The 26,106-nt window shown below is 62.8% G+C and carries 22 protein-coding genes; 1 reads left to right on the top strand and 21 read right to left on the bottom strand.

What is annotated here, in order from left to right:
• Positions 1-4: 4 nt before the first annotated feature.
• The 8 genes from bamB to ndk all read right to left on the bottom strand — a co-directional run bounded on the left by bamB (position 5) and on the right by ndk (position 8,210).
• Complete coding sequence (gene bamB, locus ACP7DW_RS23420; RefSeq protein ID WP_426056910.1) at positions 5-1,150, bottom strand: outer membrane protein assembly factor BamB; 1,146 nt, start codon at positions 1,148-1,150, stop codon at positions 5-7.
• Between the two features lie 85 nt (positions 1,151-1,235).
• Entirely contained in the window at positions 1,236-1,904 is a 669-nt protein-coding gene (locus ACP7DW_RS23415; protein ID WP_426056911.1) for a YfgM family protein, read from the bottom strand.
• Positions 1,905-1,958: 54 nt separating this feature from the next.
• The gene (gene hisS, locus ACP7DW_RS23410) at positions 1,959-3,320 is read right to left on the bottom strand and encodes a histidine--tRNA ligase (protein ID WP_426056912.1); all 1,362 of its coding nucleotides are present in this window, start codon (positions 3,318-3,320) and stop codon (positions 1,959-1,961) included.
• A 55-nt stretch (positions 3,321-3,375) separates the two neighbouring features.
• A complete protein-coding gene (ispG, locus tag ACP7DW_RS23405; protein ID WP_426056913.1) occupies positions 3,376-4,674 on the bottom strand; it encodes a flavodoxin-dependent (E)-4-hydroxy-3-methylbut-2-enyl-diphosphate synthase in 1,299 nt (432 codons plus the stop codon).
• 39 nt (positions 4,675-4,713) lie between these two features.
• A complete protein-coding gene (locus ACP7DW_RS23400) occupies positions 4,714-5,622 on the bottom strand; it encodes a helix-turn-helix domain-containing protein (RefSeq protein WP_426056914.1) in 909 nt (302 codons plus the stop codon).
• A gap of 82 nt (positions 5,623-5,704) precedes the next feature.
• Positions 5,705-6,493: a type IV pilus biogenesis/stability protein PilW gene (pilW, locus tag ACP7DW_RS23395; RefSeq protein ID WP_426085235.1), complete on the bottom strand. Its 789-nt coding sequence runs from the start codon at positions 6,491-6,493 to the stop codon at positions 5,705-5,707.
• Positions 6,493-7,668, bottom strand: a complete 1,176-nt coding sequence (rlmN, locus tag ACP7DW_RS23390; RefSeq protein ID WP_071076956.1) for a 23S rRNA (adenine(2503)-C(2))-methyltransferase RlmN — start codon at positions 7,666-7,668, stop codon at positions 6,493-6,495. Before rlmN ends, pilW begins: the two co-directional genes overlap by 1 nt.
• Positions 7,669-7,793: 125 nt before the next feature.
• The gene (gene ndk, locus ACP7DW_RS23385; protein ID WP_070223377.1) at positions 7,794-8,210 is read right to left on the bottom strand and encodes a nucleoside-diphosphate kinase; all 417 of its coding nucleotides are present in this window, start codon (positions 8,208-8,210) and stop codon (positions 7,794-7,796) included.
• 222 nt (positions 8,211-8,432) lie between these two features.
• Here ndk and ACP7DW_RS23380 point away from each other — a divergent pair, with 222 nt between their 5' ends.
• On the top strand, positions 8,433-9,119 hold the full coding sequence (locus ACP7DW_RS23380) for a Bax inhibitor-1/YccA family protein (protein ID WP_034752039.1): 687 nt from the start codon (positions 8,433-8,435) through the stop codon (positions 9,117-9,119).
• A 152-nt stretch (positions 9,120-9,271) separates the two neighbouring features.
• On the opposite strand, the gene ACP7DW_RS23375 is transcribed toward ACP7DW_RS23380, so the two are convergent.
• From ACP7DW_RS23375 to ACP7DW_RS23315, 13 genes are all read right to left on the bottom strand, one after another.
• Entirely contained in the window at positions 9,272-10,117 is an 846-nt protein-coding gene (locus tag ACP7DW_RS23375; RefSeq protein ID WP_426056916.1) for a LysR family transcriptional regulator, read from the bottom strand.
• A gap of 28 nt (positions 10,118-10,145) precedes the next feature.
• Positions 10,146-11,306 carry a cyclopropane fatty acyl phospholipid synthase gene (cfa, locus tag ACP7DW_RS23370; RefSeq protein ID WP_426056941.1) on the bottom strand — a complete coding sequence of 387 codons (1,161 nt, stop codon included), beginning with the start codon at positions 11,304-11,306 and terminating at the stop codon, positions 10,146-10,148.
• 274 nt (positions 11,307-11,580) lie between these two features.
• A complete protein-coding gene (locus ACP7DW_RS23365; RefSeq protein ID WP_426056917.1) occupies positions 11,581-12,633 on the bottom strand; it encodes a cupin-like domain-containing protein in 1,053 nt (350 codons plus the stop codon).
• 78 nt (positions 12,634-12,711) lie between these two features.
• Positions 12,712-14,628: a glycosyl hydrolase family 18 protein gene (locus ACP7DW_RS23360; protein ID WP_426056918.1), complete on the bottom strand. Its 1,917-nt coding sequence runs from the start codon at positions 14,626-14,628 to the stop codon at positions 12,712-12,714.
• Between the two features lie 464 nt (positions 14,629-15,092).
• On the bottom strand, positions 15,093-16,433 hold the full coding sequence (rlmD, locus tag ACP7DW_RS23355) for a 23S rRNA (uracil(1939)-C(5))-methyltransferase RlmD (RefSeq protein ID WP_099762957.1): 1,341 nt from the start codon (positions 16,431-16,433) through the stop codon (positions 15,093-15,095).
• A 132-nt stretch (positions 16,434-16,565) separates the two neighbouring features.
• On the bottom strand, positions 16,566-17,597 hold the full coding sequence (rpoS, locus tag ACP7DW_RS23350) for an RNA polymerase sigma factor RpoS (protein WP_426056919.1): 1,032 nt from the start codon (positions 17,595-17,597) through the stop codon (positions 16,566-16,568).
• Between the two features lie 8 nt (positions 17,598-17,605).
• Positions 17,606-18,523 carry a peptidoglycan DD-metalloendopeptidase family protein gene (locus tag ACP7DW_RS23345; protein ID WP_426056942.1) on the bottom strand — a complete coding sequence of 306 codons (918 nt, stop codon included), beginning with the start codon at positions 18,521-18,523 and terminating at the stop codon, positions 17,606-17,608.
• Positions 18,524-18,565: 42 nt separating this feature from the next.
• Positions 18,566-19,456: a protein-L-isoaspartate(D-aspartate) O-methyltransferase gene (locus ACP7DW_RS23340; RefSeq protein WP_426056920.1), complete on the bottom strand. Its 891-nt coding sequence runs from the start codon at positions 19,454-19,456 to the stop codon at positions 18,566-18,568.
• Positions 19,457-19,465: 9 nt separating this feature from the next.
• A complete protein-coding gene (surE, locus tag ACP7DW_RS23335) occupies positions 19,466-20,203 on the bottom strand; it encodes a 5'/3'-nucleotidase SurE (RefSeq protein WP_298409776.1) in 738 nt (245 codons plus the stop codon).
• A gap of 94 nt (positions 20,204-20,297) precedes the next feature.
• Positions 20,298-22,766 carry a tetratricopeptide repeat protein gene (locus tag ACP7DW_RS23330; RefSeq protein ID WP_426056921.1) on the bottom strand — a complete coding sequence of 823 codons (2,469 nt, stop codon included), beginning with the start codon at positions 22,764-22,766 and terminating at the stop codon, positions 20,298-20,300.
• A 19-nt stretch (positions 22,767-22,785) separates the two neighbouring features.
• Positions 22,786-23,391: a toll/interleukin-1 receptor domain-containing protein gene (locus tag ACP7DW_RS23325; RefSeq protein WP_099762952.1), complete on the bottom strand. Its 606-nt coding sequence runs from the start codon at positions 23,389-23,391 to the stop codon at positions 22,786-22,788.
• A 272-nt stretch (positions 23,392-23,663) separates the two neighbouring features.
• Positions 23,664-25,718 carry an ATP-dependent DNA helicase gene (locus ACP7DW_RS23320; protein WP_426056922.1) on the bottom strand — a complete coding sequence of 685 codons (2,055 nt, stop codon included), beginning with the start codon at positions 25,716-25,718 and terminating at the stop codon, positions 23,664-23,666.
• A gap of 43 nt (positions 25,719-25,761) precedes the next feature.
• Complete coding sequence (locus ACP7DW_RS23315) at positions 25,762-25,962, bottom strand: YdcH family protein (protein WP_034752051.1); 201 nt, start codon at positions 25,960-25,962, stop codon at positions 25,762-25,764.
• Positions 25,963-26,106: the final 144 nt, after the last annotated feature.

Below are 26,106 nucleotides of genomic sequence, written 5' to 3'. Positions count from 1 at the left end.
TGTATTACTCGACCGCGAGAGCGGTCACTGTCCCTGATTGGGTTTGAAAAATCAAATTCGAACCGGCAACAACGGGAGCCGAAACAATCGGGCTACCATCGGTGCTGACACGACCTATTAATGCGCCATCTTCCCGTGACAGGAAGTGGATATAACCTTGATAGTCACCGACGGCGACGCTGCGGCCGAATGAGGCCGGCGTCGACAGGCGGCGGCGCGCCAGCGCCTCATTCTTCCACGCGCTCTGGCCGCCTTCGCGGCTGAACGCCACCACGGCGCCCTGGCCGTCGGCGGCAAAGACGAAACGCTGGTCCACGGCCACGCCCACATCGGACGAGAACGGCTTGGTCCAGCGCGGCACGCCCGTGGCGGCATCGAAGCAACCCGCCTTGCCCTGGTACGTGACGGCGCATACTTCCCCCTCGAACACCACCGGCGTGCCGGCGATGTCGGAGACGCGCTCCAGTTCGGTAGCGCCGCGCGGTTCGCTGACGACGATCTCCCAGCGTACCACACCGGTGGCCGCCGTCAGTGCCAGCAGCTTGCCGCCCGGCTGGGCTACATACACATTCGCGCCGCCCAGCACCATGCCCGGCGCATTGCGCAGGGTCAGTGCCGGCGTGGCGCGCTGCACCGTCCACTTGCGCTCGCCCGTCCTGGCATCGAAGCCGACGATGCGGTTATCCACGCTGCGCACCACGACCACGCCCTGCCCCACGACGGGCGCCGTCAATACTTCGCTGGACGCCTGTGCCTTCCACAGCTGCTTGCCATCGGCATCGAAAGCCAGCACGACGCCCTTGGCGGCGCCCACGGCCACCACGCTGCCATCGCTGCCGGCGCTCGACGTGATGTCGCTGCCGGCCTTGACGCGCCAGGTTTCACGGCCGCTGGCCGCATCCAGGCGCGCCAGCGCGCCATCGGCATTGACCACGTACAAACTGTTGCCGGCCAGCGCAGGCGTAAACGCGTACACGCCGGCCTTGCCGATCGAATACTTCCAGGCGTCGCGCACGGCGATGCTCGATTTTAACTCGACCAGCTTGGCCGGTTCGACTTTCGGGTCTTTCGAGGCGAACGGGTTCCAGGACGAGCAACCGGCCATCAGGGCCAACAGACTTGCAGCTACCAGCTTTTCAGTGACACGCATAAGTGTTATCCAACCTTTTTCTTGTACTTGTAAGGGCAAGGCAGGCGGCGCACAACGCCGCGCGGCCACACCATCAGTGTTCCTGTCAGGCGGCAGCCTTGTCAGCCTTGGCCTTGTCTTCCGGTACCGTACCGCCGATCGCCTCCAGTTTGACCTGGATCAGTTGACGGCCTGGATTGTTCTTGTCCGTCGCGGCTATCGCGGCCAGGTAGGCCGTGCGCGCATCGGCCAGCTTGTTTTGCGCCACCAGGACGTCGCCCTTGCGGTCGGCCACGGCGCCGGCAAATTGCGCCACGGAAGCCGTCGCCAGCACCTTCAACGCTTCATCGTAGGCTTTTTCGTCCAGCAAGACACCGGCCAGGCGCAGCTTGGCGATGACCTTGTACTCTTCCGTGCCGTGCTCGGCGACCCATTGCAGCTGGGTCTTGGCCGTTTTCAGGTCATTCGCGTCGAACGCCACCTTGGCCGCGGCCAGGGCGCTCATCTGCGCATATGCCGTGCCGCCGAAGCGCGACTGCATGTCGCCGGCCGCGCGCATCACCTTGGCCGTGTCCTTGGCGGCGATGGCGTTTTGCAGTTCGTCGTACAGCTGGCCCGCTTGCGCAGCCTGCGTGCGCTGGTAGTACTGCCAGCCAGCCCAGCCGCTATAGCCTGCCAGCGCCACGATCAGGACCCAGGAGGTCAGATTGCCATTGCGCTGCCACCAGGCCTTCAGGGTTGCCAGTTGTTCTTGTTCTTCGTGATCGTATGCCATGGGTCGTCAGTTTTAATGAGTAGTTGATCGAGGGTAGTACGGTCTTACTTCAAATCAATGGTGGTGATGCACGTGGCCGCCAGGACCGTGGTCGTGGCCGCAATCGTGGTCGCCGATGATCTGGTCCACCACGTAATCGACGACATCGTCGAACGGCACCGTGCTCTGCTGCGCGCCGGCATCGGCTTCGCGCATGGCTTTCACCGTAGCGACGTTATTGGCGATTTCATCGTCGCCCATGATCACGGCAAACGCCGCGCCGCTGGCATCGGCCTTTTTCATTTGCGTCTTGAAGCTGCCGCCACCGTTGCTCGCTGCGCAATGTAGCACAACGTCGAGGCCCGCATCGCGAATCCGCTCGGCCAGCACGAAAGCTTGCAAGCCTGCCTGCTCGCCCTGGTGCACCAGGTACACGTCGCACTGGGCCGGTGCTTCCGGTTCAGCCGCATCCTTCATCAGCAGCACCAGGCGTTCGACGCCCATGCCAAAACCGACGGCCGGCGTCGATTTGCCACCGAACATTTCCACCATACCATCATAGCGGCCGCCGGCGCACACCGTGCCTTGCGCGCCCAGCTTGTCGCTGACCCACTCGAACACCGTGCGGTTGTAGTAATCGAGGCCGCGCACCAGACGTGGATTGATGGTGAACGGGATATTGTTGTGGTTCAAGATCTTCTGCACGCCATGAAAGTGGGCCAGCGATTCCTCGCCCAGGTAATCGAGCAGTTTCGGCGCGCCATTGACCATGTCCTGCATGGCAGGATTCTTGGTGTCGAGGATGCGCAGCGGATTGCTGTGCAGGCGGCGCTTGGCTTCTTCGTCCAGCAGCTCGCTGTGGCTTTCCAGGTAGGTAATCAGGTCGGCGCGGTGGCGCAGGCGCTCGGCCGCGTCGCCGATCGAGTTCAGTTCCAGGCGGATGCCTTCCAGGCCCAGGTCATCCCACAGGCGGCGCGACAGCATGATGATCTCGGCGTCGATATCCGGCCCCGTAAAACCGATGGCTTCCACGCCGAACTGGTGGAACTGGCGATAGCGGCCCTTTTGCGGACGCTCGTGGCGGAACATCTGGCCCTTGTACCACAGGCGTTTCGGGCCTTCGTAGACGAGGTTGTGTTCGACCACGGCGCGCACCACGCCGGCCGTGCCTTCAGGACGCAGGGTCAGGTTGTCGCCGTTCATCGAATCGGTGAACGAGTACATTTCCTTTTCCACGATATCGGTCACTGCGCCGATGGCGCGCGCGAACAATTTCGTCTCTTCCACGATCGGCGTGCGGATCTGCTGGAAGCCATAGCTTTGCAGCACGGATTGCGCCGTGTTTTCAAACAATTCCCACAGCGGGGCGTCGGCGGGCAGCACGTCATTCATGCCTTTGACGGCGGTAATTTTCTCTGCTTTTTTATTTTCGGACATAGTGTTCTTCTTTGCTTTTCATTTTTTTGCGCGTAAGGAGTCCAGGCTTGCAAGCCTAGACCGCTACGCTGGCGAGCGACATGTCGCTCGAAACCCCAGCTACGCCATAATGGGTTTTAACATAATTGAGGACGATGTCCTGGAATTCCTCGACGATGCGTTCGCCGCGCAGGGTGACGACTTTTTCGCCGTCGACAAACACGGGCGCGGCCGGCGACTCGCCCGTGCCGGGCAGGCTGATGCCGATGTTCGCATGCTTCGATTCGCCGGGACCGTTGACGATGCAGCCCATGACGGCCACGTTCATCGCTTCCACGCCCGGATACGACTTTTTCCATTCCGGCATCTGCTCGCGCAGATACGTCTGGATGTTGTCGGCCAGTTCCTGGAAGGTGGTCGATGTCGTGCGCCCGCAACCGGGGCAGGCGATGACCATCGGCGCGAACTTGCGCAAGCCCATGGTTTGCAAAATTTCCTGGCCGACGATGACTTCACGCGTGCGGTCGCCGCCCGGTTCCGGGGTGAGCGAAATGCGGATGGTGTCGCCGATGCCCTCTTGCAACAGCACGGACAGCGCCGCGGTGGACGCCACGATGCCCTTGCTGCCCATGCCCGCTTCCGTCAAGCCCAGGTGCAGCGGATAGTCGCAGCGCTGCGCCAGTTCGCGGTACACGGCGATCAGGTCCTGCACGCCAGAAACCTTGCAGGACAGGATGATCTTGTCGCGCGCCAGGCCCAGCTCTTCGGCGCGCACGGCGTTTTCAATCGCCGACGTCACCAGCGCTTCGTACATGACGGCTTGCGCCGGCCATGGGTCGGCGCGGCCCGCGTTTTCATCCATGATGCGCGCCAACAAGGCTTGATCGAGGCTGCCCCAGTTCACGCCGATGCGCACCGGTTTGTCGTACTTGCAAGCCGCTTCGATCATTTGCGCAAACTGCGTGTCGCGCTTGGCGCCCTTGCCCACGTTACCCGGATTGATGCGGTACTTCGACAGCGCGCGCGCGCAATCGGGGTAATCGTTGAGCAGGGTATGGCCGTTATAGTGAAAATCGCCCACCAGCGGCACGTCGATGTCCATCTTGTCGAGCTGCTCGCGGATATACGGCACGGCGGCGGCCGCTTCCGGCCGGTCCACCGTCAGGCGCACCAGTTCCGAACCGGCGCGCGCCAGTTCCTTGATCTGGATCGCCGTGCCGATGGCGTCGGCCGTATCCGTGTTCGTCATCGACTGCACCACCACGGGGGCGTCGCCGCCCACCCAGATCTGGCGCTGGCCGTGCGCGATCAGCACCTTGCGGCTGTCGCGGCGGCCGGAAGGACCGGAGCCGATCGCTGTTTTCGAGGTAGCCATAAATATTATCTTCTGAGTTTGCTTGAACGATGATTGCAATTATTTGATGCTGACACGGGAAATCGTGCCACCGGCAACGGTCGGCAGATCCAGCTTGGCACCGCGCAAGGTTGCCTGCACGGCACCCGGCTTGCCCACCACCAGGGTGGCCGGTCCCGTGATGTCGAACGTTTCCGTGCTGCCCGCCTTGACCATGCGCGAAATCAGCGGCGTGCTGCCCGGGCGGCGGATTTCCACCCAGGAATCCTGCTCCACCTTCAACACCAGCGTATTCGCGCCCACGGCAGCGGCGGCAGCGGGCGGCGTGACGGCGGCCGCGGCCGCTGGCGTCGTTGCCGGCGCAGTTGCTGGCGGCACGACGGCGGCCGGCGCCGAAGCGACGGCAGAGGCAGGTGCGCCCGTCTGCGTATCGTTGCCTGGCGGCGGCGGCACGGAAATCAGGGGTACGGACGGCGTCTGCACGGGCGTCAAGTCCTGGCCCGGCTTGATCAGGGTCGTTTCCACGGGGCCCACGTCCGCATGCGCGGCTTCTTTCTCGACGTGCGAGGACAACAGGCTGGCCGGTACATAGCCGAGCTTGTAGGCGCCAAAGGCGGCCGCCACGACGACGGCCACGGCGCCGGCGATCCAGAGCGGAGTCTGGTTCGACGAGCGCTGCGTCATCGACGGGAAGCGCGATTCGGAAAACGTGGCGGAAATTTCACGCCGCACGGGCGCGACAGCCGGGTCTTGCGCCGGCGCCGGATGCACTTCGATCATGGCCACCAGCGGCGCCGCGTCGAGCTTGACCACCTTGGCGTAGGCGCGCACGAAACCGCGCACCACGGCCAGGTTCGGCAAGGCCGCCATGTCGCCTGCCTCCAGCGCGATCACCTGGCGTGGCGCCAGCTTGAGCTGGTCGGCCACCTGCTCCACCGGCCAGCCCAGCGCTTCACGCTGCGCCTTCAACTGTGCGCCTGCCAACGCAAGATTGCCCTGGGGCTGCTGCTGAGGCGTTTCTGCCCACTCTGAATTCATTGGTATCCCTGTCTCACTCATCAAACGCCCCATTTTGATAAGCAGCATATTCGGGGGAGCCGGAATGGTGGTTGCGCAAATGCGCCCCCAGGCCAGCTTCCGCACCCGCATCCCCGAGCTTATGCTGCACCTTGATCCCGAGCCAGAGCACATCGGCCGTCTGGCTCTCCATTGTCGCTACTTTACCGAGCCGCTCAAGGTAATGAGCCGCTTGCCGGTAGTCTTGCTGTTGGTAATACACGCGCACCAGGCCGGCATAGGTGATTGCCGCACCAGGTGCGATGCGCTCCGCCTTGAGCCAGTAGCTGGCGGCGCGCGGGTAATCTTGCATGAGCAGGCTGCACGCCGCCGCATTATGCAGCGCCAGTTCAGGCGTGCCATAGGCAACATCTTGCAATGCAGCATCAAAATACGCCAACGACTGCGCCGCTCGCCCGGTCTGGCACAGAAACAGGCCATAATTATTGCTCAACTCGGGATTGTGGGGCGCGAGGCGCAATGCGTAAAGAAAATCTTTTTCGGCAGCCACCGGTTGGCGCAGGGCAGCAAAAATCAGGGCGCGCATGCCGCGTACCTGGGCGTTGTCCGGCACCAGCTGCACCGCCTGCTCCGCTTCGGCCAACGCCACCGCAAACTGGTCTTGCATATAATAGGCGCTGGCCAACTGCAAACGCAAGGCGGCGCGCTGCTCGACAGAGGCAGCTTGCTCCTTGTTCGCGGTGGAAGCACAGCCGGCCAGCAGCACGCCCAGGCTGACAACAGCCGCGGCAAGTGCGCCAGGATAAGCCATGCGTTCCCGCATCAGGAGCGGATCTCCACGATCTTGCCGAAATTGGCGCCGAATTTCTGTTGATACTCGGTCATCTTTTCCATGCGTTCCTGCACCCGCGTACGGTCCTTGACTTCGCCGGCCAGCTGGCCGCAGGCCGCATCGATATCGTCGCCGCGCGTCTTGCGCACGGTGGTGATGATGCCGCCATCCATCAGCACCTGGGCAAAGGCCTTGATGCGCGGGTTTTTCGAGCGGAACAGGCCCGACTCGGGAAACGGGTTGAATGGAATCAGGTTGAACTTGCAGTTCACGCCGAACTCGCGGTCTTGCACCAGCGCCAGCAGTTCGTGCGCGTGCTCGTCGCTGTCGTTGACGCCATCGAGCATGCAGTACTCAAACGTGATGAAGTCGCGTGGGGCGAATTCCAGGTAGCGTTTGCAGGCCGCCATCAATTCTTTCAGCGGGTATTTCTTGTTCAGTGGAATCAGCCCATCGCGCAAGGCGTCGTTCGAGGCGTGCAGCGAGACGGCCAGGGCCACCGGCACTTCCTGCGACAGCTTGTCCATCATCGGCACCACGCCCGAGGTCGACAGGGTCACGCGGCGGCGCGAGAGGCCGTAGGCGTTGTCGTCGAGCATCAATTTCAGGGCCGTGACGGTCGGCTCAAAGTTCAGCAGGGGCTCGCCCATGCCCATCATCACCACGTTGGTGATCTGGCGCTCGCCTTTCGGACCCGGTTCGATGCCCTTGGTGCGGCGCAATTCGAATTCCGCCATCCACAGCTGACCGATGATTTCGCCAACGCTGAGGTTGCGATTGAATCCTTGCTTGCCCGTCGAGCAGAAACGGCAGTTCACGGCGCAGCCGGCCTGGGTCGAGATGCACAGGGTGCCGCGGTTTTCTTCCGGAATGAACACGGTTTCCACGGCATTGCCATTACCCACGTCAACCAGCCACTTGCGCGTGCCGTCCGTCGACGTGTGGTCGCTGATGATGGCCGGGGCGCGCACTTCGGCGCGCGTGGCCAGCTTGTCGCGCAGCGACTTGGCCAGGTCCGTCATGGCGTCGAAATCGGAAGCGCCGAACTGGTGTATCCAACGTTGCAATTGTTTCGCACGAAACGGTTTCTCTCCCAACTCGGCGCAGTAAGCGATGAGTTGCGCGGGATCGAGGTCCAGCAAGTTGGTGAGGGTCGTCGTATTCATGATCATGTCTATTCTAAAAATCCGTCCCCGCGCGCATCCGGAGCAAAAACTCCACAGCGCAGCGGGAACAGGGGGTGATAAGTTATTTCACAGATAACGCCAGGAAATAACGTTATCTAAGGCAATTAAGCCTTCAGTTCTGGGAAGAAGTAAGCGATTTCCACTTTAGCAGCTTCGACAGCGTCGGAACCGTGTACGGCGTTGGCGTCGATCGAATCGGCGAAATCGGCGCGGATCGTGCCTTTTTCTGCTTTCTTCGGATCGGTCGCGCCCATCAGGTCACGGTGGGCCAGAACGGCGTTTTCGCCTTCCAGGGCCTGGATCATGACGGGACCGGAAACCATGAAGTCGACCAGATCCTTGAAGAAGCCGCGTTCTTTGTGCGCTGCGTAGAAGCCTTCAGCTTGTTCGCGCGACAGTTGGGTCATGCGTGCTGCAACGATTTTCAGGCCAGCGTTTTCAAAACGGGTGTAGATTTGACCGATTACGTTTTTTGCAACTGCGTCTGGTTTGATGATCGACAGGGTGCGTTCGATTGCCATGTGTGAAAACTCCAATAAAAAGTAAGGTTTAAAACGGTAAATTGATAACTCAATCAACCTTTGATTTTACCATACTCCACCCCATATCACCCAGACAGGCAGGTGGGCATCTTCTGCCCCTGCCTGAGTTTAATTAAATCTTAAGCTGGTTTTTTTGTAAAAACCGGGGTCCATGCTATCCTTGGGCAAAGTAGTAATTTGAATTGACAACACGGAGGCACTATGAATCAGAACATGCAACGCACCTTTGACCTGTCGGGGGGCATGCAGCAAGTCCGCCATCAGGTCTTGCGCAACACTTACTGGCTGCTGGCACTGTCCATGATACCAACCGTGCTGGGCGCCTTCATCGGCGTGCAAATGCACTTGCCGATGCTGACCGGCGGCATGGGTTTCATCATCTTCATGGCCGTCGCATTCGGCTTCATGTACGCGATTGAAAAAACCAAGAACTCGGGCCTCGGCGTTGCCGTCCTGCTGGGCTTCACCTTCTTCATGGGCCTGATGCTCACGCCTATCCTGACGCGCACGCTCGGCTACTCGAACGGCGGCATGCTGATCATGACGGCGTTCGGCGGCACGGCCACCATTCTGGCCGTGATGGCGACGATTGCCACGGTGTCGAAGCGCGACTTCTCGGCCATGGGCAAATGGCTGTTCGCCGGCGTGATCGTGCTGATCCTGGCATCGGTGGCGAACATCTTCCTGGGCCTGTCGGCACTGTCGATCGTGATCTCCATGGTCGCCATCGCCATCTTCTCGGCCTACATCCTGTATGACGTGCAGCAAATCATCAACGGCGGCGAGACCAACTACATCTCGGCTACCCTGCGCATCTACCTGGACGTGTACAACATCTTCACCAGCCTGTTGTCGCTCTTGGGCTTCGCCGGTGGCAGCCGCGACTAATCGCTAACGCAAAAACGCCCAGGGCGGCGTTGCAGTGCCTCGCCGTACCAGTCGTACTGTCTTCGGCACCGCGCCTTGCCCTGAACGTTTTATGCGCTGCGATGAAAAAGAGAAAAGCCGACCCTCGGGTCGGCTTTTTTACGTCTGCAGCATCACTTGCCCTTCTCCGCCACCTCGCGCAGGCAGGCGCGGGCACGGTCCAGGGTCGGGTTGTCGCGCTGGGCCGCATACACGGCGCAGGCGGAATGCGAGAATTCGGGTGCGTCGCGCACGCGGTACAAGAGGCCCGCATCGAGATAGGGTTGCGCGCTGCCGATGCGAAAGTAACTGGCGCCGCCCACCTCCAGCAGATAGACGAGCGCCAGCGGCCCCAGCGAGATCGAGACGGGCGGGCTGCTCAGCTCCGGATACGTCGCCTGGTGGTTGGCCGCGAAGCTGGGCCCCCAGTCCACATACACATACGTATCGGCATGCATCTGCCCGTCGGCGCGCGTGGTCACCATCACGAGCTTTTCCTCGGCCAGCAGTTCGCTGACGAGGCCCGGGCGCTGAGGCGGGTTGTACAGCACGGCCAGGTCCAGCGAGCCGTCGTGCACGGCGTCGAGCAGGCGCGCCGGGCTGTCGACTTCCGCGCGCAAGGCGATCTCGGGGCAATCTCGGCTCATACGTATGAGCCAGTCACCGAGCAGCGGCTGCCACAGACTCAGTTCGCAGCCGATGCTGACGGCATCGTCGCGCCCCGGCGGCAGGGCCACCTGGTGGCGCGCCCGCTCCCACACCTGCACCATGGTGGCCGCATGGCGCATGAAGCGCTCGCCGGCCGACGTCAGACGGGCGCCCGCCTTGTTGCGCACGAATAGCTGGCGACCCAGTTGCTGCTCCAGGGTGCGGATGCGGGCGCTGACGGCCGTTTGCGTCACGTGCATGCGCTCGGCCGCCATGATGAAACTGCCGCAGGAAGCCACTTCCAGGAAGGTGCGTGCTTGATTGATATCCATCAATCCATCATATCAGCTGCCGCACATCTCAACTGACACGCTCGTAGCCGCCCAATACGCCCTGCTTCGACAAGACCCATTGCCACAGCTGCAAGTCGCGCGCGCGGAAGGCACCCGCGCAAGACAGCAGATAGTATGACCACATGCGGTGGAAGCGCTCGCCCAGCTGAGCGGAAAAGCGCGGCCACGCCTGCTCAAAATTGGCGTGCCAGGCCATCAGGGTCTTGTCGTAATCGGCGCCGAAGTTGTGCAAGTCTTCGGCCACGAACAGATCGTCCATGGCGTCGCCGATCTGCCCGAGCGACGGCAAGTCGCCATTCGGGAAGATGTATTTGTCGATCCACGGGTCGCACGCGGATTGGCGCTTGTTCTTGCCGATGGTATGCAGCAGGAACAGGCCGTCGTCTTCCAGGCAGCGGTGCGCCACTTCCATGAAAGTGCGGTGGTTCTTGTGTCCCACGTGCTCGAACATGCCGATGCTGACGATGCGATCGAATTTTTCATCGGTGTCGCGGTAATCCTGCAGGCGGAAGTCCAGGTGCTCTCCGCCCGGCATGCCGCGCGCATACGCGACCTGCTCTTGCGAGATCGTCACGCCCACGCACTGCACCTGGTATTTTTCCGCCGCATAGCGCATGAAACTGCCCCAGCCGCAGCCGATGTCGAGCACGCGCATGCCCGGCTCCAGGCGCAGCTTGCGGCAGATCAGATCGAGCTTGGCTTCCTGCGCCTCGGCCAGGTTGCTGGCGTCCTTCCAGTAGCCGCAGGTATAGGTCATGCGCGCATCGAGCATGGCCGCATAGAAGGCATTGCCCAGGTCGTAGTGCTCCTTGCCGACCATCCAGGCGCGGCGCTCCGTCTGCAAATTGAACAGGCGCGCATACAATGTATGGAAGGCCAGACGCATGGGCCGCACGTCGTCGGCCACCCTGGCGCGCAGCAGGTGACAGAAGAATTCGTCGAGCTGCTGCGCATCCCAGTCGCCATCCATGTACGCTTCGCCCAGGCCCAGGTTGCCGCTGGCGAAGGCGCGTTCCGGTACGCCCGGTTTGCGCAGCTGCATGTCCCAGGCGGCGCGGCCGTTCAGGTGGATGTCGGCCCTGGCCAGCAATTCGGCCGCTTCGCGGGTCAGCCGCGTGTCGAGCTGGAGTTCACTACTACCTGCCGGTGCTTGCTGTAACTGTGTCATTTGCTGCGTATTCATGCCCTGCCGCCTCCAGATGGTTGTCGGTGCCGGCGCGCGCCGGCAAGCCACAACAGCGGCCCGGCGCCGCGCCAGCCATAAAATTATCCGCCCGCCATCGCCATCTGGATAATGAAACATCATGGCCGTTCATATCAAAATAATTGCTGCAAAATGATTTAAATAAATTATTTTGTGGAAATATCTTATACAGGATGCACCCCGTAACATGAAAAAAGCCGCCTGTTCGGCGGCTGTTCGCGGCAAGTAAGCCCCGCAATCAGAAGTCGTGATTCGATGGATACTTGCTATAAAAATCGTTATCCCATTTGAAGTTGGTAAACGCCACCGTCATCGATACGTCGAGCGCTTCGACGAAATGCCAGCAGCCGACGGGCAAAAACAGGATTTCGCCCGGCGCCAGCACGCATTCGCGCACCTGCACGTCGGCCATCAGCGGATAGCGCCGCAGGTCGATGGCGCGCCCGTCAACGGGCGTAAAGCAGTGGCGCTGGTTGTACACGCGCGCCACCTCGCAGGCGGCCATGATGCGCAGCCGCTTGCGCCCTTTGACCTGCGCCATGAAGTTGTTCGTCAAGTCGTGGTGGAATGGCGTCACCGTGCCGGCCGGACCAAACCATAAGAATCCCGTGGGGCCGTCATCCTGCTTCAGGTATGCGGGCAGCTGGCCGATATCGTCCCACAGCTCGCGCAGCGCCTGCCGGTTTTGCGAATTGTTGTTCGCCGTCATATAGAAATCGTTGGTCGGGCCGCTGCTCTCGACCAGGCTGGCGTATTCGCCAAAGGCCATCTTGCGCTTGTGCGCCACGCTGTTCATTTCGTACTGGGCATCCGCTTCCCGGCCGAACTGCACCTCCACTTCGCGCTGCGCGTAGTGTTCGCGGAAATAGGCCGGACTCCATTTTCGGAGCGCCGGCCAGTCATCGAGCATGCCGGTGATGATCACGGGCTGGTTGGTGGAATAGTACTCATCGAGGAATTGCTGCGCGGACAGCTTGTCGCGGCGGGGTATCTCGGGTGTACGCAGCTGATTCAGCTTGCGCTGGATGTCGATCACCCAGTCGCGCTTGGCCAGCCGGTTCGACAGGCGCACGGCGCCGGCAAGATACGGACTATGCAACGCCAGTTCGATTTCGCGGCGCGCCAGGGGCTCGACGATGCCGGCCTGTTGCAGCGCCGGCATCAGCGCCGACGGATGACTGCCCAGCATGAGGTTTTCCGCGATCCAGCTGCGCCACTCGCGGCTCAGTTCCTGCTCCGGCGGCTGCTTCTGCTCCTTCTGCTTGACTCCGAATGTCGATACCGCCGCCATCGCCCGCCTCCTGTTTTTTATGTGCATGAACAGCCGGACAGCGTATGCCGCCCGGCCGTACCCTACTCTGGCGCAGTATTACCGCACCTTCCACACCTCGGTCGCCAGCACGCCGTTGGCATCGCCATCGAGTTCCCACGAGAACGCGCCGCGCAAGCCCTGGTCCTTGACGTATTTCACCTTGGTGCCGATGACGGTCGGATCGTCATAGCTCCACCACTGGCCGCCCGCGCCCGTGTACAGGTACAGCTGCCTGGTCACGGGATGGTAGTAGCGCGTGCCGGTCTTGGCGACGAGGATTTTATAGTCCTCGATGCCCGACTCGTAGGTGCCCGGCGCCGTGCCCGTGGCCGCCTGGTACAGACCATCGCCGTTCGGTCCCGGCGCCACGCCCGTCCAGCCGCGGCCATAGAACGGTATGCCCAGCAGCAGCTTGTCGCGCGGCACGCCGGCGGCAATCATGTATTGCACCGCCTTGTCGCCCACGTATTCGCGCGCCATGCCCGTCGACGGATCGGCGGGGTCGGCAAACAGCTGGGCATTGAAGTTGGTGCTCGTTTCCCAGCCGCCGTGGAAGTCGTAGGTCATCAGGTTGATCCAATCCATGTACTGCGAGTACAGGGCAGGTTCCGTGTTATCGATCTTGTCCTTGCCGGCGCCGACGGCCGCCGTCAGCAGGTAGCGCTTGCCGTTGGCGGCGCCCAGCGCATCGAGCTGGCTGCGAAATTCCGCCATCAGCAAGGTGAAGTTGCGCTTGTCGTTCGGGCTGACCGTGTTGTACGGCTGGCCGCCGCCGACCGGGTATTCCCAGTCGATATCGATGCCGTCAAAGATGTTGGCCGCCGCACCCGCGCCACCGCGCCCGCCCTGCACCGGCAAATTGCCCTTGATGTAGATATCGATGCAGGAACGCACCATCTGCTTGCGCAGCGCATCGGTGGCCGACCCGACGGAGAAGTTCTTCGACCAGCTCCAGCCGCCCAGCGAGATGAACAATTTCAGGTTCGGGTGCGCCGCCTTGAGTTTTCTCAGCTGCAGGAAGTTGCCCGACAACGGTGCGTCCCAAGGAATGGCCTGGCCATCGACGGTGCGCTTCGGCGTGCGGATGTAATCGGCCTCGGCATCGCCGCCCGTGCCCGCGTCCGGCGAATTCGGATTCGTCGCGCCCGGCTCCGTCTTGGTGATCATCGCGCATTCGTAGCCGCCGTTTTTCGGATAGATGTTGCCGAAAGCGTAGTTGATGAAGGTCAGCTTGTCGGCCACGCCGCTCGTGTGCACGTTCGCCACTTCATAGTCGCGGCCATACACGCCCCACTGCGCGAAGTACGACCCCACTTCGCGGCTCGTCGGGGTTGGGGTCGGGGTTGGGGTCGGGGTCGGGGTAGGAGTTGGTGTCGGAGTTGGTGTCGGCGTTGGTGTTGGCGTCGGTGTCGGGGTAGGCGTCGGCGTGGTGCTGCAGATTTCCTGGCTGGTCCATGGCTTGCCCGTGCCGGCGGCGCCGCTGCTGGTCGACGGGTTGTCACCCTGCGTCCAGTAATTGGCGCGGTAATTCGTGCCGCCGTAGCTGACGGTGGCGCCCGCGCTGTAGGCCGTACCGGCCACCCATGCCAGCGCGCAGGTGCCGCCGGTGGGCGACGGTGTCGGGGTGGGCGTCGGATTTGGCGTAGGCGCCGGTGTCGGCGTGGGCGTGGGCGTCGGGGTCGGTGTCGGCGTAGGCGTGGTGCCGCCATCGCAGCTGCCGCCCGCGCTCCACAGGCTCGGCGTGGCAACGGGATTCCAACCGGAGCCCACGTGATCGGTCTGCGTCACCAGAGCCGTGTAGTTCGCGCCCAGGTAATTGACCACCGTGCCCGCGTTGTACGTGCCGCCCTCTTGCCACGGCACGCAGGCGACCACGGTGCTGGCCGCCAGCAATTGCGCACCAGCCGGCGCGCCGGCGTCGCCGCCGCCACCGCATGCCGCCAGCACGCCACCGCTGGCCAGGCATACCATCATGTTTCTGATCGTTTTTTTGAGTATTAAATTTTCCACGCTGTCTCCTGTTCAGGTTTGCGGAAATACCACTCTGCTTCGATGAAAAGCTACCCTGTGATCTTGTTTTTCTGCAGTTGCAAGAACAGCATGCTGCTGAAAAAATAGGCGGTCAAGTGGTTTTAAAGTGGCATCAAAGTGGGCAATACCACTTCGTGCAGAAAGCGCAGCGGCTTATGCGAACGGCGTGTTGTCCTACTGGACAATGAAAAAACGGCAGAGGGAGGATGAAAAAAGACGCTGGATCGGGAAAAGACAGACCAGTTTTTTAATACACTGTAAGTGGTATTAGCGCGAAATCCAGGCCAGCGCATGGATAGCCTCGGCGCGCCTGAAAAACGTTCAGAGCAAGGCGCCTTGCCGAAGACAGTACGAATAGTACGGCTAGGCAAGGCAACGCAGCTATGGACGTTTTCTCAGGTGTGCCCTCAGAGCAAATCAAAGACCGCCATCGACTCTACGTGTGACGTGTGGGGGAACATGTTCACCACGCCTGCCTTGCTCAGCACATAGCCCGCTTCCAGCGCCAGGATGCCGGCGTCGCGCGCCAGGGTCGACGGGCTGCACGAGACGTAGACGATGCGTTTGGGCAGCAGGTCGGGACGCACTTGCGACAGGCCGACCAGCGCCTGGCACAGGGCCATGGCGCCATCGCGTGGCGGGTCGACGAGGATGCGGTCAAACTTGCCCAGCGCGATCAGGTCGTCGGTGGTGACTTCGAACAGGTTGCGCGTCGAGAACGAGGTTTTTTCCGCCAGGCCATTGGCCAGCGCGTTTTCCAGCGCCCGTTCCGTCAGGGTGGTGCTGCCTTCGATGCCCACCACTGCGCTGCCTTGCGTGGCCAGCGGCAAGGTGAAATTGCCCAGGCCGCAGAACAGGTCGGCCACGCGGTCCGTCGGCTGCACTTCCAGCAAACGCAGGGCTTTCGACACCAGCACGCGGTTGATGTGGTGATTCACCTGCGTGAAATCGACAGGCTTGAACGGCATCTTGACGCCGAATTCCGGCAGCAGATAGTGCAATTGCTTGTCCAGCGGATAGAACGGCACGGCCGTTTCCGGCCCCTTCACCTGCAGCCACCATTGCACGCCGTATTCGTCGGCAAAGGCCTTCAACTTCGTTTCATCGTCCGCCGTCAGCGGCGCCATGATGCGCAAGACCATGGCGGTGACATCTTCGCCCACGGCCAGTTCGATCTGCGGCATCTGGTCGAAGATGGACAGCGACGCAATCAATCCGCGCAGCGGCAGCAGCATGGCGGAAATGTGCGGCGGCAAGATTTCGCAGCTATCCATGTCGGCAACGAAAGCCGATTTCTTTTCATGGAAGCCCACCAGCACGGCGTCCTTCTTCTTGACGTGGCGCACGGACAGGCGCGCGCGGTAGCGGTAGCCCCAGGTCGGGCCATACATGGGGCGCATGATGCTTTGCGGACGCACCTTGCCGATATGCCACAGATTGTCTTCCAGCACGCGCTGCTTGATCGCCACCTGCGCCGACGGTTCCAGGTGCTGCATCGAGCAGCCGCCGCAATTATCAAAATGCTTGCACTTGGGTGTCACGCGCATCGATGATTCGCGGTGCAGCACCGTCATGCGGGCCATTTCCCAGTTTTTCTTTTTCTTGTACGTCACAAAGCTGACGCGCTCGCCCGGCAGTGCGCCTTCGACAAACACGACCTTGCCCGGCGAGCCGTCTTCGTTCTCAATATGGCCAACGCCACGGGCGTCCATGTCGAGCGATTTGATTTCGATGATATTTTCTTGCATAGCGATCAATAGGTAAGAGTGGGCCAGGACGCAGGGCCGCGCTGGAACTTGAAAGAATGGGGGAAAGGTCAGGCGCCGCGAGCGGGGCGTATGATAGCAGATGCGGCCCCGGAATTACCGGGAACGGGCGCCTTAGAGCAGGGAGTCGCGCACGACGCCACGTGCCGCCATGGCGCGCTTCAATTTAATCAGCGCTTCCTGCTGGATCTGGCGCACGCGCTCGCGCGTCACGCCCATTTCCTCGGCCAGGGTTTCCAGCGTGGCCGGATCGTCGTTGTCGAGGCCGAAACGGCGCATGATGACCACGCGCTGCTTGTCGGGCAGCTTGGTCAGCCAGTCGCGCACCAGCACCGTCATTTCATGGTGTTCCGCGCGCGCGTCGGGGCTGTCTTCGCTGGCGCCGGGCAGCATGTCCATCAGCGACGACTGCGGATCGTTGTCGAGCGGCGCGTCGAGCGAGGTGGCGTGCTCGGACAGGGCCAGGATATCCTGTACCTCTTCCACGGGACGGCCCACCAGGTGGGCGATGTCTTCCGCGGTGGCATCCTTGCCATCGTGATGCTGGGCTTCCAGGTGGTATTTGCCGCGCAGGATCTGGTTCAGTTCGCGCACCATGTGCACGGGCAGGCGCACCGTGCGCGCCTGGTTCATGATGGCGCGCTCGATGCTCTGGCGTATCCACCAGGTCGCATAGGTGGAAAAACGGAAACCGCGTTCGGGTTCGAACTTGTCGATGGCCCGCATCAGGCCGATGTTACCCTCCTCGATCATGTCGAGCAAGACCACGCCGCGGTTGATGTAATGCTTGGCGATCGACACGACCAGGCGCAGGTTGTGCTCGATCATGGTTTGCCGGGCTTCGAAATTGCCCTGCTTGGCCAGCGTGGCGTAATGCACCTCTTGCGCCGCCGTCAGCAGGGGCCGCGTGCCGATCTGGTTCAGATAGTGCTGCGTGGTATCGGTCGACAGCTCGGCCGCCAGCACCTTTTTCAGTTCATCGACACTTTCGACCAGCACGCTGACGCTGGCCACCTCGCCGCCCTCGCCCGCGTCGACGGCATCAACACCGTCGAGTTCGCCGGCATCGTCCGTCACGACTTCGTCTGCCCCGTCTTCCGGCAGTTCCGGCTCATCGTCCAGCTGATCGTGCGGCGCGTGTGTCATTGCTTTACCTAACGGTTAGGCAGGAATTTCGAAGGGTCGACAGGCTTGCCCTGCTGGCGGATTTCAAAGTGCAGCTTCACGCGGTCGGCATCGGAATCGCCCATTTCGGCGATGGCCTGGCCTTTGTTGACGTTCTGCCCTTCCTTCACCAGGATGCTGCGGTTATGCGCATATGCCGACAATAAACTATTACTGTGCTTCACGATGACAAGATTACCATAACCACGGATTCCGCTCCCGGCATACATGACTTTTCCCGCGCCGGCCGCCACCACCTGCTGGCCCGACTTGCCGGCGATATCGACGCCCTTGTTCTTGCCTTCGTCGAAAGTGCCGATGACCTTGCCTTCGGACGGCCACATCCAGCTGATCTTCTCGTCGCCAGGCGCCGATGCCGCAGGGGCTGCCGCAGCGGCGGCCGGTGCGGCGGCGACAACTGCTGCCGGCGCTGGCGCAGGCTTGGCGTCGGCACTGCCGCCATCGGCGCGCAACTCGGCCAGGGTGGCGTCGGAATACGCACGCTTCTCGCCGCGCGGGCCCGTTTTCTTTGGCACGACGGGTGCGGCCGGCTTGGCTTCCGTCACCGGCGGCATGACGATGGCCGATGTTTGCGCGCCGCCCGTGTCGCCATTCGGCGGCAACACGCGCAGCACCTGGTCGACCTTGATGTCGTTCGGGTTGCTCAAGTCATTCCAGGCCACCAGGTCGCGGTAATTCTGGCCGTGTTCCAGAGCGATGCGCAACAGCGTGTCGCCGCGCTTGACCGTGTAATAGGCCGGATCGCGGTCGCGCGGGTCGCTGGCGGCGGCGCTGCTGCTCGATGGGTGGCGCTCCACGACGGGTGCCTGAACACCCGTGGTGCCGCAACCGCTCAACAGGGCGGCCAGCGCAAGGCTGCAGAGGAATACGTTACTTTTCTTAATCATTCGCATGTATATATAGGTCCTGCTTGCTAGCTGATCCGGGGATCATATGGTGCCCGGGCGCAAAGGCACGAAATGGCAATCTTCCAGGGTCTGGCTGGTCCATTCCATTTTCCCCACCCGGGTAATGAGTTGTAAGTGTTGCAATTTAGCCCCCACCGGCGCAACCAGACGCCCGCCGGGCGCCAGCTGTTCCAGCAAGGCTTGCGGGACTTCCAGGCCGGCTGCGGCAAGGATGATCCCGTCGAAGGGCGCCGCCTGCGGCAGGCCAAGCATACCATCTCCGTACTGCAAGCGCAGATTTGACACGCGCAGCGGGCGCAGATTGGCCTTCGCCAGCTCATGCAGGGGCCGGATGCGCTCGATCGAATATACCTCTTTCGCCACCAGCGACAGCACCGTCGCCTGGTAACCGCAGCCCGTGCCGATCTCCAGCACGCGCTGCAAGTTGCCGCCCTGGCGCATCACTTCGATCATGCGCGCCACGATGTACGGCTGCGAAATGGTCTGGTGGTGGCCGATGGGCAAGGAGGCGTCGATATACGCCTGCGACGCCAGCGCCTCGTCCATGAACATGTGGCGCGGCACGGCTTGCATGGCGTCGAGCACCACCTGATCCTTGACGCCCTGTTTCGCGATGCGCGCCACCATGGCCCGGCGTACGGCCTCCGACACCAGCGGATTTTGCCGTGGCGGCGACGGCACCGCCGGTTGCGCCCGCTCATTGGCGATGGCCTGGGCGCGCGACGGCGCGATGGGCAGCGTGGCAGCGTAGTACGGCGCGCTTCCCCTGGCCGCATTTTGCGCCGCATTTTGCGTCGCCGTCTGCGGCGTGGCGATGCGTGACTGCGCCAGCGACGGCCCCCCGCCCTGCCTGGCGGGCTTGCCGGCCAGCGAATCGAGGGTCAGGGGGAAGGTACGCGGCTTGTCAGTCATAGTGAGCGGTCATGCCAGGCCTTGTGCCAGTGCATCGAGTTGGGTGGTATGGGTCAGGTCGATCTGCAACGGCGTGATCGAGACTTGTCCATGTTCAACGGCGTAAAAGTCCGTGCCCGGCCCGCCTTCCTTGGCGGCGCCGGCGGGGCCGATCCAGAAGATTTCACGGCCACGGGGATCGAGGGCGCGGATCACGGGCTCGGCCGAATGGCGCTTGCCCAGCCGCGTGGCCGCCATGCCTTGCAATTGTTCGTATGGAATGGCGGGGATGTTCACATTCAGCAAATACGGTTTCTGCAGGGCGTCAAACTGGCGCTCGACGATTTCCCGCGCCACGCGGGCGGCCGCATCCAGGTTGGCCCAACCGAATTGCGACTGGGAAAAGGCGATGGCGGGAATGCCGAACAGATAGCCTTCCGTGGCGGCCGCCACGGTACCCGAATACAGGGTGTCGTCGCCCATGTTGGGACCGTTGTTGATACCGGAGACCACCAGGTCGGGGCGCTCGATGAGCATGCCCGTCAGCGCCACGTGCACGCAGTCGGTGGGCGTGCCGTTGACAAAATAAAAGCCGTTGGCCGCCTTGTGCACGGACAGGGGCCGGTCCAGGGACAGCGAATTGGACGCGCCCGAACGATTGCTGTCGGGCGCCACCACGACGATCTCCGCAATGGGCGCGAGCGCGTCGGCCAGGGCCGCCAGGCCTGGCGCCAGGTAACCGTCGTCGTTACTGATAAGAATTCTCATAACGAGATTTTACCTGAAGCAATGCCAACACTGCGCGTGCCACGCGCCGAATGGCAGCATTATTTATGCCGCCGCGCTGACATGGCGCGAGGCGTCAGCGCGGCTCGATGCCCGCCTCCGACAACGCCCCTTCCAGCGCCTGCACTTCATCCTCCTGCAAGGCCAGCAAGGCATTCAGATCACCTTGTAATTTATACATTCTTTTCAGCTGCGCCATGCCGCGCCTGCGCAGCTTGCCCGGCACGCCAGGGCGCAGCAGACCGGACTTCAAATGGTCGGCCAGTTCGCCCGCCTGCGCATACTGTTCGCGCTCGATCATGCCTTGCAACATCGAGATCATGCTGGCCAGGGCGTCCGGCTCGGCCACGTCCTGCTCGCTGGCGCGGCCGGCCAGGATAGTTTCCTGCAAATGCCGGGCGCCGTCCAGCACACTGTCCGCATGCCCCGTGACGGGCGCATTCAGCAACCGGTCGCTGCCGCTGAGCACCGCGTCCTCCAGCAGGCGCGCCGCCTCGCTGTCGCCCTGCTGCTGCAGGGTCCCGGCCAATTGCTTCTTGCTGTGCAAGGTATCGAGGTGATCTTCGCCCAGCAGGCGCGCATGCACTTCCAGCACCTGCTCCTGCACGCTGCGCGCCGCATCGAGCTCGCCACGCCGCAGCAGCGCCTCGGCCAGCTTGCGCTGGCTCATCAGGGTTTCAGGATGGTCGAGCCCGTGCGTGCGCTCGCGCGCCGCCACCTGGTCTTCGTGCAGCTGGCGCGCGCCAGCCCAGTCGCCCTGCCCGGCCACGATATCGGCCAGCAAGTCGCGCGTGGCCAGGGTGGCCGCATGGTCGCTGCCCAGGCGCCGCTCCTGCACCTGCAGCACGGCAGCGAGCAGGCGCCGCGCGCCTTCCAGGTCGCCTGCGCGCCCCAGGGCCTGCGCCAGCGCCAGCTTGCTGCGCAAGGTATCGCCGTGCTCGGCGCCAAACAGGCGCTCGCGCGCCGCCACCACCGTGCCCAGCACTTGCTGCGCCTGCGCCAGCCGCCCCATGCGCAGCAGGGTGGCGGCGCGGCGATCCATCGCTTCCAGGGTCAGCGGATGCTCGCCGCCCAGCTGGCGCGCGTAGCTTGCCAGCACGGCATCTTGCAGCAGCAGCGCCGCCGCCAGTTCCCCCTGCTGCAACAGGGTTTGCGCCAGGCAGGCGCGGGCGGCCAGGGTGTCGGGATGCTCGCTGCCCAGCACGCGCTCACGCACGTCGAGCACGTCCTCTTCCAGGAAGCGCGCTTCATCGAGCTTGCCCAGCTGGCGCAGCAGGCGCGCCATGCCGCTCTTGCACGCCAGGCTGTCGGGATGCTCCTCACCCAGCAGGCGTATGCGGATCTCGACGCTCTGGCGAAAGGCATCGAGCGCCTGCGCGCTGCGCCCCTCCTTGCGGTACAGCTCGCCCAGGCGCGCCAGGTCGCGCGCCAGCGGCAGGGCCACGGCGCGGCCCGGTTCGAGCTGCAAGGCCTGGCGCGCTTCGCTGATGGCGCCCAGCAAGGCGATTTCACGGCTCGATTGCCAGGGAAAATAACCGCCCGTCAGCCAGTGCAAAAAGGCTTCGAAAGTACGCGTGAGGGAAAAGCGGTCGCCGCCCTGGTCGATGCGCACGGCCAGCTGCTCGCCATAGGCAAAGGTTTTCGTCTGCTGCAGCTGGACTTCGTCGAAATAGCTGTCGAGGGCAATCTGCGACAAGCCGTAGGAAGTGCGCAGCAGGCGCTCGAACATGGGCTGGAAACCGGCGATGCCCTTGTGCGCGTCGCCGCGCCGCCACTCGGCGCGCTGCGCCCCATCGCCCATTTCTATGCGCGAGGGCAAGGGGTAGACGAGCAACGGACGCTGTTCATCCTCATGGCTGCGGCGGTATTCGATGGCCCGGGTGACGAGCGCGTCGACGCCTTCCAGGCTTTGCCGGTTCGGCGTGAAGACCACCACCAGCTTTTTCGGCAGCAAGGTGGTGCAGATGCCGGCACTGTCCGTGCGGCCCGTGCGCGAATCGACCAGCACGTAGCGGAAATGCTGGGCCAGGGTATCGGCGAAGCAGCGGAACAGGGCCGGGCAGGTGTCGAACAGCTGATCCCAGCGCATCTGCGCCAGGCGTTCGCTGTAGCTGGCATCGAAACGCCCCGCACGCATCAGGTACAGCGGGCTGCCCTGGTCGACGCGCACCACGTATTGCTGCCAGTCGATGGCGTCGAGCACGCGCTGCGCCAGCGCCGCGTCCTCGCGCCCCGCATCTTCGCGCCCGCTGGCCTGCCCGCCGCCATTTTCCAGGCTGATGCGCTCGAGCTGCTGGCGGCAGGCCTCGAAGAATTCGAGCACGCCCGGCCGTTCCTCGTGCTGCTCGAAATAATGGTGCAGGCCCGGCGCTTCCATGTCCCAGTCCAGCATCAGTACCGGCACGCTGGCGTTTTCACGGCGCGCCAGCAGGACGGCGATGTTCGACAGGGCCATGGTGCGGCCGGTACCGCCCTTGTAGGAATAGAAGGTGACGACTTCGCCAGGGGCGCTCAAAGGCGGCAGGGAGAGGCGTTGGCATTCCATGACAGGACCTTTTACGTGATTAACGCGGAAAGTGGGGAGGCGGAATGGCGCGCCATTCCGGTGGAATAGCGGGCAACACGAAACGGCTGCAATCGTGGCCGGGCGGTGTCGACCGCTTGAGCAAGTGGTAATGCGTGGCGATGCGCTGCACGATGCGGTCGATGTCGGGCAGGTATTGCGGATTCGACTTCAGGTCGCCGCTGGCCAGCGTATAGCCGGAGAAATCGACGTACAGCCCCGACTCCGTGATTTGCGGCGGCAAGCCGTCCGGATGGCGCGTCATGATGATGGGGATGATCAGGTGGCTGGGCAGCGCATACCAGGCGCGCCGCTCCTGCTCGATTAGTTGCATGGCAGCAAATTCACGCCGCGTATAGCCGTGTGCTTCATATTTGGGCGTGTACAGCACGATCATGCAGACGCTCTGGCACATGGCGCGCGCCACGCGCAGGTCGATATCGTCGCCGCCGCCCAGTTGCTCGCTGTCGATGAACAGCACTTCTTCACGGTCGAGGTGCGGTTCCAGATAGCAAGCCAGCGCCTCGATGAGATCATTCTTGAACTTGTTCATGAACGCATATTGGCCGTGTGCATAGCTCAAGAAACAGCCGTAGCGGATCTCCATGGCATCCCCCCTGTTCCCCGTGCGGCCCTGCCATCGCCGCGCCTTGATCCTGCAAGGCATGAGTTCACTGTAGACCGCCCGGCAACAGCTCAGTTTGCGCTGGCGCAAAGATGTGTCTGGCGTCCTGGACATTCGTAACAATGCCAGAAACTGGCGCGATCATGCCCATTTCTGGCATGCCAGGCGCGCAGGCAAGCGCCGCACCGGAAGCGCTAGTGGCTTGATAACAAAGGGAAATAAGCCGGCGCGCCGATGGCGCCGGCAGGCAGGACTTAAGCGCCCCTGGCGGGCAGGTTGCGGAAGAATTCCACCACTTCGCTGGTGTCGCGCGTGCGCTTGAACGGTGGCAGGCTTTGCCAGATGCGCTTGCCGTACGGCTTGGAAATGAGGCGCGGATCGCAGATCATCAGCACGCCGCGGTCGCCTTCGTCACGGATCAGGCGGCCTGCGCCCTGCTTCAGGTTGATGATGGCTTCCGGCAGCGAATGGTGCATGAAGCCGTTCTTGCCCTGTTTTTCCATCACTTCGATGCGCGCCGCCAGCACGGGATCGTCGGGCGGCGCGAACGGCAGCTTGTCGATGATCACCAGAGAGAGCGCATCGCCGCGCACGTCGACGCCTTCCCAGAAGCTCTGGCTGCCGATCAGCACGCCATTCCCGGCGGCGCGGAACTGGTCCAGCAATTCCGTGCGGCCCTTGTCGCCCTGCACGAACAGGGGGAAGTTCAGGCCCCGCTGCTTGAATTCGTCGGCCAGGCGCTCGGCCGCGCGCTTGACGGCGCGCAAGGTGGTGCACAGGAAGAAGGTGCGCCCGCCCGCCGCCTCGATGATGGGCAAGGCGCAGTCGATGACGGCGTCCGTGTAGCCCAGCGAGTTCGGCTGCGGCAGGTTTTGCGGCACGAACAGCAAGCCCTGCTGGCCATAGTCGAAGGGGCTCGGCCAGGTGTGCGACGGTTCGCCCGTCAAGCCCATCTGTTCCGAAAAATGCTTGAAATCGTTCTTCACGGCCAGGGTGGCGGACGTGAAAATCCAGCTGCGCGGCGTGCCTTCGCGCTGGTTGTTGAAGATCGGCGCGATCGACAATGGTGTTTTATGCAACTGCAAGGAGCTGGAAAACGCCTCCACCCAGAACACGGCTTCTTCGCCAGCCGCGACCTTGGCCTTCGGATCGAACTTCCAGCCGCTCAGCTGCTGCGCCAGCTCGACGCCGCGCACGCGGCACTGTTCCAGCGTTTCCGCGCGTTCCGCCTGGGTTTCCAGCACGGCCACCATGCCGTCGAGCTCATCTTTGAGCGTGTCGAGCGCTGGAAAGAAATCACTCGACGGGGCGATTTGCGGCAGCGACAGGCGCACGATATCCTGCGGGAAGGTCAAACGCAGGTCGCGCGCCGCCTTTTCCACCACCGTCACCGTCTTGGCCCAGTCGATGCCGCGCGCGTGCGCCAGGCCCTCGGCCAGCACGTCGCGGCACAGTTCCAGGATTTGCGAGGTCGACACCGTGTTGCCAAAGAATAAAGTGGCCGTATCGGGCAGCTGGTGCGCCTCATCGAAGATGATGGTATTGGCCGACGGCAGCAATTCCGCCACGCCCGTGTCCTTCAGGGCCACGTCGGCAAAGAACAGATGGTGATTGACCACCACCACGTCGGCCTGCTGGGCTTCCTTGCGGGCCTTCATCACGAAGCAATCCTGGTAATACTGGCACTCGGCGCCCATGCAGGTGTCGCGCGTGGACGTCACCAGGTTCCAGATCATGGCGTTTTCCGGCACCTTGGCCAGTTCCGCCTTGTCGCCGGAGCTGGTCATCTTGATGAAGCGCGAGATTTCGCGCAAATGCCCCACGTCGTCGCGCGAGGTCATGCGCCCGTTCTGCAAGGTGCGTTCCAGGTGATAGTGGCAGACGTAGTTCGAGCGGCCCTTCAGCAGGGCGACGGAGACCGGTGCCTGCAGCGCGGCGCGCACGGTGGGGATATCGCGCAGGAACAACTGGTCCTGCAAGTTCTTCGTGCCGGTCGACACGATGGTCTTGCCGCCCCACATCAGGGCCGGCACCAGGTAGGCGAAGGTTTTACCCGTGCCCGTGCCCGCCTCGGCGATCAGGGTGGTCTGGCTGTCGATGGCGTGGGCGATGGCCTTGGCCATTTCCGTTTGCGAACGGCGCGGCTTGTAGCTGCCCACGGCGGGACCGAGCGGGCCACCCGCGCCGAACAGGCGCTCGATGTCGGCATCGTGCTTGCCAGGGGCCGCCTGGGGTTCGGCTGGCAGACTGGCGTGCGAATCGGCAGGCTGGCCATCTGGGTTTACAGGCAATAAATTGTGGTCGGTCAAAATATACTTAAGTGAAGGCTGGACTGGACGCTACTGGCGCCCCTCAGGCGGGAACGTCGGGCACCAACTGCATTTTCAGCAAGGTGATGTGATCCTTCAATTGCAATTTGCGCTTTTTCAGGCGGCGCAGCTGCAGCTCGTCATGGTGACCATCAAGTATCAGCAACTCGATGACGGCATCGAGGTCACGGTGCTCCACGTTGAGTTCAATCAGGCGCCGCTCTATTTGCTGTGCATCGCTCATGTGTTGCGTTCCAGGCAGTGTTGGTAACAGGCGCGCGCAACGTACGCAGGCAGCCATTGACGCCGGCATCACCGGCAAGTGCGTAGTTTAACCTGCCGCGCGCGTTAGGGCACGCCATTTCCGGCATGCCCCGCGCACGGCGGT

The sequence above is a fragment of the Janthinobacterium sp. PSRC1-1 genome, from assembly GCF_049897525.1.
GTDB classification, from domain to species: domain Bacteria; phylum Pseudomonadota; class Gammaproteobacteria; order Burkholderiales; family Burkholderiaceae_D; genus Janthinobacterium; species Janthinobacterium tructae.
This window is presented reverse-complemented; position numbering and strand designations above follow the sequence as displayed.